The following is a 12,752-nucleotide window of genomic DNA, read 5'->3' on the forward strand; positions in this document are numbered from 1 at the left end:
AAAGCAAAAGGCCCGCGAGCGGGCCTTTCTTTGAGTATTTTGGCACAAAGGAAACTTAGCCGAAGATTTCACCGAAGCTGTTGCGATAGATCGCGCTCAACTCACCAAGCGGTGCGCTGGAGGCGCCGAAGCTTACCGTGTCGCCGGAGAATTTGCCGACAGAGGCCACGGGCACGCCCGCTTGGGCGGCGGCGACCATGAGGGCTTCGGCCTGATCAAAGGAGCAGGCGATCAGGTAGCGCGCCTGATCTTCGCCAAAGAGCGTGGCTGTGTCATCGCTGTCGAGATGGACGCCGACGCCCGCTTCATCGGCCAGTTCAAACGCGGCCAGTGCCAGCCCGCCATCGGAGAGATCGGTCACGGCATGGAAGAGCGCCCCGTTAGTGCGGATGAAGTCACCGTTGCGCTTTTCATCGGCCAGATTCACATGCGGCGCATCGCCGTCCTGACGGTTAAACACTTCGTAAAGCAGAGCCGATTGGCCGAGGCAGCCTTCAGTCTCGCCAACGAGAATGGCCACATCGCCATTTTGAGCCAGACCGGAGATCAGTTCGTCTTCCGAGGAGATCAGGCCCACCGCGCCGATGGTGGGGGTGGGCAGGATGCCTTCGCCGTCGGTTTCGTTATAGAGCGAGACGTTGCCCGACACGATCGGCATGTCGAGGAAGGAGACCGCTTGGGCGATCCCGTCCAGCGCGCCGACGAACTGGCCCATGATCTCGGGCTTTTCGGGGTTGCCGAAATTCAGGTTGTCGGTGGTTGCCAGCGGTTTGGCCCCCACGGCGCAGAGATTGCGGAAGGCTTCGGCCACGGCCTGTTTGCCGCCTTCGACGGGGTTGGCCTTGACGTAGCGCGGGGTCACGTCGGAGGTGAAGGCCAGCATCTTGCCGGTGTCATGCACGCGGACAACACCGGCACCAAGGCCGGGTGCGCGGACCGTGTCGGTCATGACTTGCGTGTCGTATTGCTCGTAGACCCATGCTTTCGACGTGTAGTTGGGCGAGGAGATCAGACCTTTCAGCCCGTCTACCGGATCGATTTGCGGCACGTCCTCGACGGGGGCGGCAGCGGGGGTCGGCTCCCACGGGCGGTCGTATTCCGGTGCGGAGGAGGCCAGTGTGGACAGCGGCAGATCGCCCATGCATTTGCCATTGTGCATGATGAGGAAACGATCTTCTGCGATTGTTTCGCCAACGATAGCAAAATCCAGATCCCATTTCTCGAACACGGCGCGGGCCTCGGCCTCTTTTTCCGGCTTGAGCACCATGAGCATCCGTTCCTGAGACTCGGAGAGCATCATCTCGTAGGCGGTCATGTTCTCTTCGCGCTGCGGCACGTTTTCGAGATCAAGGCGGATGCCCAGCTTGCCCTTGTCCCCCATTTCCACAGCAGAACAGGTCAGGCCCGCGGCGCCCATGTCCTGAATGGAAATCACGGCCCCTGTGGCCATCAGTTCGAGCGTGGCTTCCATCAGGCATTTCTCGGTGAACGGGTCGCCCACCTGCACAGTGGGGCGTTTGTCCTCGATGGTGTCGTCGAATTCGGCGGAGGCCATCGTCGCACCACCGACACCGTCTCGGCCGGTTTTCGCGCCGAGATAGACCACGGGCATCCCGACACCGGAGGCGGCGGAGTAGAAAATCTTGTCCGTATCGGCGAGACCGGCGGCAAAGGCGTTCACAAGGCAGTTGCCGTTATAGGCCTCATGGAAGCGCACCTCGCCCCCGACCGTCGGCACGCCGAAACAGTTGCCGTAGCCGCCAACGCCCTCGACCACGCCGTGCACAAGCTGTTTGGTCTTCTTGTGATCCTTGACGCCGAAGGAGAGCGAGTTCATCGCCGCAATCGGTCGTGCTCCCATGGTGAACACGTCACGCAGAATGCCGCCAACACCCGTGGCCGCACCCTGATAGGGTTCGATGTAGGAGGGGTGGTTGTGGCTTTCCATCTTGAACACCACACATTGCCCGTCGCCAATATCGACAATACCGGCGTTCTCGCCGGGACCACAGATCACTTGCGGGCCGGATGTGGGCAGGCCGCGCAGGTGTTTCTTGGAGGATTTATAGGAGCAATGCTCGTTCCACATCGCCGAAAAGACGCCCAGCTCCGTGAAGGTCGGCTCGCGGTTCAGAATACGCAGGATTTCTGCGTATTCCTCCGGCTTGAGACCATGAGCGGCGATAATGTCCTCGGTGATGGCTGGTTCGGTCATTGGGGTCCCCTAAGCGGAAGCGTCGTCTTTGGCGTCCTCATAAGATGTTTGACGGCTTTGGGGAAGGGGCAAAGGCATTGGAACCGCGTTTGAACAGGGGCTGGCACGGCAAAACCGGCCGTTTATATCCGAGAACAAAAAAAAGGCCGAGCAAAGCTCGGCCTAAGTCCAACAGGGAGGTAAAACCGCCGCGAGTTTCCTCAATTGGCGGCCTCAATGCTGCATTTAGGGGCAGTTTGTGAATCGTTCAAGGAAATTTCTGCGCATGCGGCGCAATGCCGCCATGCAGAAATCGCATAGCCTGACGGGAAGGCTGCGAAGCGGCTGTTGTGAGGGTCATTTCTCGGAACCTGTCGGGCCGAGAGGTTGGCGCATAGGGCGTAGGTGCGTCCCCATCGCCGCGTTTCGCGCTATCCGTCTGTGTCGCATGTGGAATGCGGCTGGGAATGGCTCAAGCTTTGGTCTCATCTTCGTCCCGCATGTTGCGGCGGTGGGCGTTGATTTCCTCGGTGATGAAGTCGCGGAAAACCTCGATCCGTTTCGAATGGCGAAGTTCTTCGGGGTAGGCGAGGAAAACAGGCACTTCGCCGCTTTCCAGATCGGGGAGTACACGCACCAGATGTGGCGCGCTTTCCACGAGGTAGTCGGGCAGAACCCCGACGCCCAGATGGTTGAGCACGGCCTGAAGCACACCGAAATAGTTGTTCACAAAGAGCTTGGAGCGGATGTCATGTTCATTCAACTCCTCGACAAGGCGCGCACCGGCGGCGACCTGATGTGCATTCGGGTTCTGACAGATCAGGCGATGCGACGAGAGATCGTCCACGCTTTCGGGCATCCCGTGTTTGTCGAGATACTCTTTTGTCGCAAAAAGACGCATGCGGATGTTCATCAGCCGTTTGCGGATCAGATCGGCCTGACTCGGCTCTTTCATCCGAATGGCCACATCCGCCTCGCGCATGGGCAAATCAAGCACGCGTTCTTCGAGCATCAGGTCGATTTTGAGCTCGGGGTATTTGTCATAGAGTTTCGACAGGCGCGGCGCGAGCCAGAGCGTGCCAAACCCTGTGGCCGAGGTGACACGCAGCTCGCCGTAGACTTCCTCTTCGCTGTCACGAATGCGGGCAGCGGCAGCGTCGAGACGTTTCGCCATGGCGCGGGTTGCCTCGAATAGCAATTCGCCTTGCTCTGTCAGAATCAGGCCGCGGGCGTGGCGATGGAACAGGGTGGTGGAGAGCGATTCTTCAAGTGCGCGGATCTGGCGCGAGACGGCAGACTGGCTCAAATGCAGCGTATCGCCTGCGTGAGTCAAAGACCCCGCATCCGCCACCGCGTGAAAAATTCTCAGCTTGTCCCAGTCCATACCCGTCACCTGTTCTCATACAACGCCATTCATATAGTCACAGGACATGGGAACGACGATGTGTTTTGGCCGCTTATTTCGATGTTTTTGCATAAATCGCAAGCAAATTGCAGTTAGGTCACACAAATTGCCGCAGAACTGTTGGGCAAATGCAAGTTTTTAGGGCGTAGGGCGGCGGTGTCCGCGTCTTGGCATTGCGTGGATGTTTGCCTATCTTCACCAGACGATCGGGGAAGGGTGACAAATGACGCAAGTCGAAGACCGTGAGGCGGACGCCGAGCCGGCGCAGGCGGGCGCAGAGGCAAAGCTGGATATGCGGCAGGTTGCCCGCGACATCTCCTATGCGAGTTCGGCGGCGACCGGCGTCGGGCGGACATTGATCCGTCTGATGGAAAACGCCACGGGGCGGATCGGCTTGATCCGGCGCGCAGAGGGCTATGATGCGGATGTCGCGGAGGGCCGTGATTTCTGGGCCGTGATGGCGGAGCGCTACGGGTTGAGCCTTGACGTCGTGCGCGGCGCATTGACGGATATTCCCGCAGAGGGGCCGCTGATCGTGGTGGCTAATCATCCTTACGGGATTCTTGACGGCTTGATGCTGGGCCATATGCTGTCGGTCACGCGGGGCGACTTTCGCATTCTGGCCCATCGGGTGTTCAAGAAGGCCGAAGATATCGACCGCGTGATCCTGCCGATTTCTTTCGAGGAAAGCAAAGACGCCGTGGCGCTCAATCTGGAGACCCGCAAGGAGGCACTGCGCTATCTCTCCGAGGGCGGCTGTATCGGTATTTTTCCGGGCGGCACGGTGTCCACGGCGGCCAAGCCGCTGGGGCGCCCGATGGACCCGAACTGGCGGGCGTTTACCGCGAAAATGGTGGCAAAATCCGGTGCGACCGTGGTGCCTGTCTATTTTGACGGGGCCAATTCACGCCTGTTCCAGTTGGCAAGCCATCTCCATTCGACCCTGCGCATGGGGCTGTTGATCCGCGAGTTCCGCGCGCGGGTCGGCACACCGGTGCGCGTGGCAATTGGCGAGCCCATCGGGCCGGAGCGTTTGGCCGAATTTCGCGGGGACCCGAAAAAGTTGATGGATTTTCTGCGTGCCGAGACCTATTCACTATCTCAAAAGCCCTTGGCAGAGGCCGGGCTTGGCTTTGAGTTCGAAGCGAAACACAGAACGGACCGCAAGGCGGAACATGGGGCCAAGCCTCGCAAGGGTCTGAAGGATCGGTATTGATATGGCAGTGGGCATTTTTGACAGTGGACTGGGTGGGTTGACGGTCTATGACGCGGTCTCGAAACGTCTTCCCGATGTGCCTTTGGTCTATTTCGGGGACAATGCCCATGCGCCTTACGGTGTGCGCTCGGCCGATGACATCTACAACCTGACCACCCAAGCGGTGGAGCGGCTCTGGGACGCGGGATGCGATCTTGTGATCCTCGCCTGTAACACGGCCTCGGCCGCCGCGCTGCGCCGGATGCAGGAAAGCTGGATCCCGCCGGAGAAACGTGTGTTGGGCGTCTTTGTGCCGCTGATCGAGGCGCTTACCGAACGCCAGTGGGGCGACAATTCCCCGCCGCGTGAGGTGGCTGTCAAACATATCGCGCTTTTTGCCACGCCCGCGACGGTGGCCTCGCGCGCCTTCCAGCGGGAGCTGGCCTTCCGCGCCATCGGCGTTGATGTGGAGGCACAGGCCTGTGGCGGTGTGGTCGATGCCATCGAGGAGGGCGATATGATCCTCGCCGATGCGCTGGTGCGCTCCCATGTCGATGCGCTCAAACGCAAGATGCCGACACCGGACGCGGCGATTTTGGGCTGCACCCATTACCCGATCATGGAAACGGCCTTTCAGGAGGCGCTTGGCGAGGACGTGCGTGTGTTCAGTCAGGCCAATCTGGTGGCCGAAAGCCTTGCCGACTATCTGGCGCGGCACCCGAAAATGTTGGGCGAGGGGACAGAGAGCCTGTTTCTGACCACAGGTGATCCGGCCAAAGTCTCGCGCGGAGCGACGCAGTTTTTGCGACGAAAAGTCGAGTTTACCAAAGCGTGACCCCGTATGGCAGGTGACCTCGCATGGCTTGGAGCCTGCGCCCACGGGTCGCAATTGCGCCGAATTCAGAATCCTTCTAAATTGAGGGCCCGACTTGATCACGGTCAAGGGACAGGCTGGGCCGATGTGAGAGACGACAGACATGACTTATAAAATCGCCATTCTTGGAGCTTCCGGATACACTGGGGCCGAACTTGTCCGCCTGATCGCGACCCATCCGATGATGGAGATTGTGGCGCTCTCCGGTGACCGCAAGGCGGGCATGGAGATGGCGGAGGTCTACCCGCATCTGCGCCACATGGACCTGCCCGCACTGTGCAAGATTGCCGACATTGACTTCACGCAGGTCGATCTGGCCTTCTGCGCCTTGCCTCATGCCACCTCGCAAGCGGTGATCAAGGACCTTCCTGCCACCACGAAAGTGGTTGATCTCTCGGCAGATTTCCGTCTGCGCGACCCTGAAGAATATGAGAAATGGTATGGCAAGCCACATTCCGCCACCGATCTGCAGGGCGAGGCGGTCTATGGTCTCACCGAATTCTACCGCGACGAGATCAAAACCGCGCGGCTCGTGGCGGGGACAGGCTGCAACGCGGCCACGGGGCAATTCATCTTGCGCCCGCTCATTGCTGCCGGTGTGATTGATCTCGACCAGATCATCCTTGATCTCAAGGTCGCGGTGTCCGGCGCGGGGCGGTCCCTGAAAGAACACCTGCTTTTCGGCGAGCTGGAAGACAATGCCTTCGGCTATGCGGTCGGGGGCAAGCACCGCCATCTGGGCGAATTCGATCAGGAGTTCTCCAAGATTGCCGGACGGGACGTGCGCATCCAGTTCACCCCGCATCTCGTGCCCGCCACACGCGGCATCCTCGCCACCGCCTATGTGCAGGGCGAAGCCGGTGCCGTGCATTATGCTTTGGCCGAGGCCTATATGAACGAACCTTTCATTCAGGTGCTGCCCTTTGGCCAGACGCCCGCGATGAAACAGGTGCGCGGCTCGAATTTCTGTCATATCGGCGTGGTCGCGGACCGGATCGCGGGACGCACCATCGTGATCGGCACGCTCGACAACCTGACCAAAGGCTCGTCCGGTCAGGCCATCCAGAACGCCAACCTGATGCTGGGCCTCGACGAGACCACCGGTCTCATGAACGCGCCCGTGTATCCGTAATCCACCCTTGATCGCACCCCGAGCGGGGCTGAGGAGAGACACCATGGCAGGCTTGAAAAACTTGAAAAAGAAACGCCGTATTCAGGTGGTTTTCATCGCGGCTCTGGCTCTGCTCGTCTCGGTATCGCTCATCGGCTACGCCTTCCGTGACGGGATCAACCTCTACCGCGATCCGTCGAAAGTTGTCTCCGAACCGCCCCGCGAAGGCGAGATTTTCCGCTTGGGCGGGCTGGTCAAAGGGGGCTCTCTGGTCCGTGGCGAGGGCACGCATGTGACCTTTACCGTCACCGACGGGGCAGAGAGTGTCCCTGTGTCCTTTGAAGGCGTCCTGCCGGATCTCTTCGGCGAGAACCAAGGCATGATCGGCACCGGTTCCATGGTGGACGGGGTCTTTGTGGCGACTGAAATTCTGGCCAAACATGACGAGACCTACATGCCCAAAGAGGTGATGGATTCGCTCAAGGAAACCGGCGTTTATGTAGAGCCGGAGAGCTAAGGGCGCGCACGACGGCCCTCATAAAAATCGATGTTTTCCTTGAAATCTCAATAAAGCCCGCGTTTTATATCTCCTGATTTTAGGGGAGACGGGATTTTGATTGAGGGACTTATTTTTATTGCGGTAATCGCGGGCCTATTTTTCTTCCTGAGGGAGAAAAAGGATCCAATACGCTCGGAGCGAGAAGAAACCCCGCCGTCCGTGATCCCTTTTCCCAAGAGGTCTCCATCCGGGAAGGCACCATCCGAGAGCCGGCCAACCTATTATGCGCCGCCAACGCCCAGTCCGTTCAACGAGAAAACAGCGCGGGATGCGGTAGAAAAGCCCGTCATTCGGGGGCGGGCCTATGTCGTGGATGGCGATACGGTTGTGATCAGAAAGACGCAAATCCGGCTCTTTGGTGTTGATGCTCCCGAAATGAACCACCCCTACGGGAAAAAGGCGAAATGGGCCTTGGTGAAACTTTGCAAAGGTCAGGAGGTCAAAGCCGAGGTCACGGATGTGGATGCGCATGGGCGCACGGTGGCCAAGTGCTTTTTGCCGGACGGGCGCGATCTGTCTGCGGAAATGGTGAAACTCGGTCTTGCGATAGACTGGCCTAAATTTTCCGATGGCGCGTATAGATCGCTGGAAGTGCCGGATGTGCGCAAGAAACTCTGGCTGGCCGATGCCCGTCAAAAGGGCCGGATGCACATTTGGGACAAATACGATGCCAAGCAGAAAGAGCGGCAAGAGAACGCCTGAAGCTTCTGTGGCGGCGCTTCCCTGATGGGAGACATGGAAACCAAACCGTAAATGTAACCAAACCGTAAATCTGCAGGCGTGCGGTGGTTTCCGCCGGTATTAACCTTTTTGCGTCAGCCTGATCCCGTCAATTGGTGGGATTGAGGCATATGAAAACAGTACAGCAAATCGCGATGGAAATCGTCGCCCGCGAGGGTGGCTATGTCAACGATCCGGATGATCCGGGCGGGGCGACCAAATACGGGGTCACGCAGGACACGCTGCAACGGCTCGGGATTGATCTCGACGGCGATGGTCAGGTGAGTGCGCGTGATGTCAAGCGGCTGACCCGTGTGAAAGCCCGCGACATTTTCGTGGAGCATTACTTTCACCGCCCGCGTATCGACGAATTGCCCCCCTGTTTACAGGCGAGTGTTTTCGACATGTATGTGAACGCGGGCAGCAATGCGGTGCGGATTTTACAGAGGCTTCTCAATGACATGGGGCAGCGCATCGCCATTGACGGTGTGATCGGGCCACAGACCATCGAGGCGGCGTTTCTGGCGCAGTCTCTGGCACCGCATCATCTCGCGGATGCTTACGGCATTGCGCGGCGGAATTACTATTATGCGCTGGCAGACCGGCGGCCCAGTGCACGCAAATATGCGCGGCGGCGTGATGGTGGCAAGGGCGGCTGGATCACCCGCGCGGAAGAGTTTATCTCGCCGCGCTATCATCTGACAGAGGCCGAACATGCGGCGCGGGTGGCCTCATGGGGATGATCGGCAAAGTCTTCGAACTGCTTTTCGGCGAGGGGCGCAATGTACTCAAGGACACGGCGGAGGTGTTTTTCGAAAACTCGGAAAACTCCGCCTCCCGCGAAGCCAAAAGCCGTGCGGCGGCTCTGGAACAATTCGCCTCCGAATTTGCCATGGAGCGCAAAGGGCATTTCGACCGGTTCATGGACGGGCTCAACCGCGTGCCGCGTCCCTTGATGGCATTCGGCACCATCGGGCTGTGTATTTCGGCCATGGTCGATCCGGTCTGGTTTGCCTCACGGATGCAGGGCATTGCGCTGGTCCCCGAGCCGCTCTGGTGGCTCTTGGGCACTATCGTGTCTTTCTATTTCGGCGCCCGCTATCAAGTGAAATCGCAGGAGTTTCAACGCTCTGTTGCCGCTTCTGTGGCGCAGGTTCCACAAGTCAAAGCCAATATCGCGGCCCTCAAGGCGCTGGATGCGGGGGCCAGTGGCGCACAGATACCCGCAAGCATCGCTCCCGCAGACAGGGCGCAAGCAGAGCCTCCTTCGGTGCCGGGCAGCGAAGCGCCCAACCCCGCGCTCACGGCATGGAGGGCAGGGCATGATGAGTGATGCTTTGATCCGTGCGCTGTCCGAACACGGGCCTTGGGCGCTCATGGTGTTCTTTCTGCTCTACCGCGATTTGCAAAAGGATCAGGCGACCCGCGCGGTGCTGGACAAGAACACGCAGATCCTTGTGGAGATGACCACGATGATCCGCGAGCGGCTGCCGAGAGGGGGACGGATATGACGCATCATATGTGCTGGATCTGGCAGAGATTGCACAGCCTCTGGCTCGGCGAAGCATTGAGCAAGGCAGTGGCGCGCAACAGGGCTGCAGCGGAGGCATTGGACGCGGTCGTCAAGGAGATGTTGGAACAATGAAACAGGTGATGACACTGTATGGCCTCGTTCTGGGCGCGGGTTGTCTGGCGGCGGGCACATTGGGGCTGGAGCAGGCGCTTTTGCTGGCCTACGGGGCGATTGCGCTCATGGCGCTGACGATCTCGGCCACGTTTCTGTGGCTATGGCAGTTGCGCGCCACGCCTCTGGCCTTGGGCATGTCGCTCTCATGGGCGGGATCGGGGCTGACCATCGGGTGCTGGTGGGCGATGCAGATCGCACAGAATCCGCTCTGGGGGTTGGAGACTGCGGTGCTGTTTGTGTTCCTCTCGCTGCTGATCAGCGGAGCGGTGATTCACTTTTCGGTGATTCAAGGCAGTTTCGGCCTGTCGGGCCTGTCGTTTCTCTGGCCGGTGTTCGGCGCGGTGCTTGTCTCTTTCGGGGTCCTTTTGGCGCTTTGAAGCGCATGGGGGTGGGAAGAGACGGGGAAGGGGCCGGTTTGGCCCCTTTTCTCCATGGCGTTTCCGGCTGTGATTTTACAGCAGGTGGGAGTGAGGTCGCATTTTGCTTGCGACATTGGCGCACAGCCCATTGGCGGAGGCGTCGCGCTGGGATAGAACGGGGCAAAAGAGGAAGCCACCATGCTCGTTGAACTCGGACATTTCGCCCTCGTGCTGGCCTTTGCTGTGGCCTTGGCACAGACTGTTCTTCCGCTTTGGGGGGCGCAGACCCGCAATCAGGCGCTTATGGCCGTGGGGGAACCTGCGGCGATGATCCAGTTTGTGCTGATCGCGTTTTCCTTTGGTGTGCTGACCTATGCCTTTGTGACCTCGGATTTCTCGCTCAAAGTGGTGGTGGAAAACTCCCACACGCTCAAACCAATGCTCTACAAGGTCTCCGGCGTTTGGGGCAACCACGAGGGCTCCATGCTGCTCTGGGTTCTGATTCTTGCCCTGTTCGGGGCCACCGCGGCGCTGTTCGGCGGCAATATTCCGGCCACGTTGCGCGCGCGTGTGATCGGTATTCAGGGCTCCATCGGCGTAGCATTTCTGGCCTTTATCCTCTTTACGTCCAATCCGTTTGTGCGCCTTGCCATGCCGCCGATGAACGGGCAGGATCTGAACCCGCTTTTGCAAGACCCCGGTCTCGCCTTTCACCCGCCGTTTCTCTATCTCGGCTATGTCGGCCTCTCCATGACCTTTTCCTTTGCTGTGGCGGCCCTGCTCGAAGGCCGTGTGGACGCCGCTTGGGGGCGCTGGGTGCGGCCCTGGACGCTTGCGGCTTGGGTCTTTCTGACCATCGGCATCGGCCTTGGCTCGTGGTGGGCCTATTACGAGCTGGGTTGGGGCGGGTTCTGGTTCTGGGATCCGGTGGAAAATGCTTCGCTCATGCCGTGGCTCTTTGCCGCCGCGCTGTTGCACTCCGCCATTGTGGTCGAGAAACGCGAGACGCTCAAAAGCTGGACTATTCTGCTGGCGATCATGGCGTTCGGTTTTTCGCTCATCGGCACCTTCCTCGTGCGCTCGGGCGTGATCACCTCGGTTCATGCCTTTGCCAATGACCCCGAACGCGGCGTCTTTATCCTGCTGATCCTTGCTGTGTTCATGGGCGGGGCGCTGGCGCTTTTCACCCTGCGTGCCGGTGTCATGCAGGCCAAGGGCGTCTTCGCTCTGGTCTCTCGCGAAAGTGCGCTGGTCATCAACAACATCCTGCTCGCGGTCTCATCGCTCGTCGTCTTTATCGGTACGATCTGGCCGCTGGTGGCCGAAGCCCTCTGGGCGCGCAAACTCTCCGTCGGGGCGCCGTTCTTTGATGCGGCGTTCACGCCTTTCTTCGTGGCTCTGGCGATCCTGCTGCCGATCGGGGCGATCCTGCCGTGGAAACGTGCCAAGCTGGGCGCGAGCGTCAAAAAGCTCCTCCCGTCGCTCATTCTGGCGCTTGCGGTGCTTGGCCTCATCTGGTCGATCCAGACACAGAAAACCCTGCTTGGTCCCATCGGTCTTGCGCTTGGCACATGGCTTGTGGCCGGAGCCGTGCAAGACATCCTGCTGCGCACCGGCAAGAGCGTAAACCTGTCCCGTCTGACCCGTCTGCCGCGCGCGGACTGGGGGCGGCTGCTGGCCCATGGCGGGCTTGGCATCACTATGGCGGGCATCTCCGGTCTGACCGCATGGACGGTTGAGGACATCCGTGTGGTGCAGATCGGTGAATCCTTTGACGTGGCGGGCTATACCATCGCTCTGGAGGCCGTCGAGCGTCAGCAGGGGCCGAACTACATCACCACAATGGCCACGATGGAGGTGTTCAAGGACGCCAAGCACATCGCCACATTGCATCCCGAAAAACGTTCCTATCCGGTGGCCCAGATGCCCACGACCGAAGCGGGGATCGATAACGGTTTCCTGCGTGACATCTATCTGGTGATCGGGGACATCCAGTCCAATGGCGGCTGGGCCGTGCGCACCTATATCAAGCCTCTGGCCAACTGGATCTGGGGCGGGACGATCATCATGGCGCTTGGCGGCTTCCTGTCGCTCACAGACCGCCGCTACCGCGTTGCCGCAGGGGCGCGCAAGGCGCAAACCCCGCGCAAGGTCGCGGCCAAAGGAGTGCCTGCCGAATGAAACACCTGCTCCTTGTCATCGCGCTTTTGACAGCCGTGCCGGTCTTTGCCGTTCAGCCCGACGAAGTGCTGCCCGATCCCGTCATGGAGGCCCGCGCCCGCGACATTTCCCAAGGGCTACGCTGCCTCGTCTGCCGCAACGAGAATATCGACGAAAGCAACGCGGAACTGGCCCGTGATCTGCGCCTTCTGGTGCGCGAACGGCTGGTCGCGGGGGATAGCGATGACGAGGTCGTGGACTATGTGGTGGACCGCTACGGCGAATATGTGCTGTTGAAACCGACACTGACAGGGGCCAACAAACTCCTCTGGATCGCGGGCCCCGCCATGCTGATCCTCGCTCTGGGCATCGGCATCGGGTTCATCCGCCGCCGCGGCAAGGAGCCCGAGGTTGCGGAACTGACGGATGAGGAAAAGCGCCGCCTCGAAAACCTGCTTCAGGACTAAAGCGCGTTTCGGACAGTCTGC

Annotated in this window: 14 protein-coding genes; 12 read left to right on the forward strand and 2 right to left on the reverse strand. The window is 60.0% G+C overall.

The features are described 5' to 3' along the window. Positions 1-55: 55 nt before the first annotated feature. Both purL and KO492_RS02225 read right to left on the reverse strand, forming a co-directional pair. A complete protein-coding gene (purL, locus tag KO492_RS02220) occupies positions 56-2,215 on the reverse strand; it encodes a phosphoribosylformylglycinamidine synthase subunit PurL (protein ID WP_216043469.1) in 2,160 nt (719 codons plus the stop codon). Positions 2,216-2,666: 451 nt separating this feature from the next. Continuing rightward, positions 2,667-3,578, reverse strand: coding sequence for a LysR family transcriptional regulator (locus KO492_RS02225; protein WP_216043470.1), 912 nt, complete (start codon positions 3,576-3,578; stop codon positions 2,667-2,669). 313 nt (positions 3,579-3,891) lie between these two features. Here KO492_RS02225 and KO492_RS02230 point away from each other — a divergent pair, with 313 nt between their 5' ends. The 12 genes from KO492_RS02230 to KO492_RS02285 all read left to right on the forward strand — a co-directional run bounded on the left by KO492_RS02230 (position 3,892) and on the right by KO492_RS02285 (position 12,731). Beyond that, complete coding sequence (locus KO492_RS02230; RefSeq protein ID WP_216043704.1) at positions 3,892-4,815, forward strand: lysophospholipid acyltransferase family protein; 924 nt, start codon at positions 3,892-3,894, stop codon at positions 4,813-4,815. Between the two features lies 1 nt (position 4,816). After that, positions 4,817-5,629, forward strand: coding sequence for a glutamate racemase (murI, locus tag KO492_RS02235; RefSeq protein ID WP_216043471.1), 813 nt, complete (start codon positions 4,817-4,819; stop codon positions 5,627-5,629). A gap of 142 nt (positions 5,630-5,771) precedes the next feature. Beyond that, a complete protein-coding gene (gene argC, locus KO492_RS02240; RefSeq protein WP_216043472.1) occupies positions 5,772-6,800 on the forward strand; it encodes an N-acetyl-gamma-glutamyl-phosphate reductase in 1,029 nt (342 codons plus the stop codon). A gap of 52 nt (positions 6,801-6,852) precedes the next feature. After that, the gene (gene ccmE, locus KO492_RS02245; RefSeq protein ID WP_216043705.1) at positions 6,853-7,296 is read left to right on the forward strand and encodes a cytochrome c maturation protein CcmE; all 444 of its coding nucleotides are present in this window, start codon (positions 6,853-6,855) and stop codon (positions 7,294-7,296) included. A 369-nt stretch (positions 7,297-7,665) separates the two neighbouring features. Continuing rightward, on the forward strand, positions 7,666-8,040 hold the full coding sequence (locus KO492_RS18845) for a thermonuclease family protein (protein ID WP_354668218.1): 375 nt from the start codon (positions 7,666-7,668) through the stop codon (positions 8,038-8,040). 149 nt (positions 8,041-8,189) lie between these two features. Next, positions 8,190-8,801 carry a holin-associated N-acetylmuramidase gene (locus KO492_RS02255; RefSeq protein WP_216043473.1) on the forward strand — a complete coding sequence of 204 codons (612 nt, stop codon included), beginning with the start codon at positions 8,190-8,192 and terminating at the stop codon, positions 8,799-8,801. Further along, a complete protein-coding gene (locus tag KO492_RS02260; RefSeq protein ID WP_216043474.1) occupies positions 8,792-9,391 on the forward strand; it encodes a holin family protein in 600 nt (199 codons plus the stop codon). The genes KO492_RS02255 and KO492_RS02260 overlap by 10 nt, the downstream gene beginning before the upstream one ends. Further along, on the forward strand, positions 9,381-9,569 hold the full coding sequence (locus KO492_RS02265; RefSeq protein ID WP_216043475.1) for a hypothetical protein: 189 nt from the start codon (positions 9,381-9,383) through the stop codon (positions 9,567-9,569). Before KO492_RS02260 ends, KO492_RS02265 begins: the two co-directional genes overlap by 11 nt. Next, positions 9,566-9,703 (forward strand): hypothetical protein, encoded by a 138-nt coding sequence (locus KO492_RS02270; protein WP_216043476.1) that lies wholly within the window; start codon positions 9,566-9,568, stop codon positions 9,701-9,703. Before KO492_RS02265 ends, KO492_RS02270 begins: the two co-directional genes overlap by 4 nt. Beyond that, a complete protein-coding gene (locus KO492_RS02275; protein WP_216043477.1) occupies positions 9,700-10,122 on the forward strand; it encodes a hypothetical protein in 423 nt (140 codons plus the stop codon). The genes KO492_RS02270 and KO492_RS02275 overlap by 4 nt, the downstream gene beginning before the upstream one ends. Before the next feature lie 180 nt (positions 10,123-10,302). Further along, positions 10,303-12,285, forward strand: coding sequence for a heme lyase CcmF/NrfE family subunit (locus tag KO492_RS02280; protein WP_216043478.1), 1,983 nt, complete (start codon positions 10,303-10,305; stop codon positions 12,283-12,285). Further along, a complete protein-coding gene (locus KO492_RS02285; RefSeq protein ID WP_216043479.1) occupies positions 12,282-12,731 on the forward strand; it encodes a cytochrome c-type biogenesis protein in 450 nt (149 codons plus the stop codon). Before KO492_RS02280 ends, KO492_RS02285 begins: the two co-directional genes overlap by 4 nt. Positions 12,732-12,752 lie beyond the last annotated feature (21 nt).

This window comes from Celeribacter halophilus (assembly GCF_018860305.1).
Taxonomy (GTDB): Bacteria; Pseudomonadota; Alphaproteobacteria; order Rhodobacterales; family Rhodobacteraceae; genus Celeribacter; species Celeribacter halophilus_A.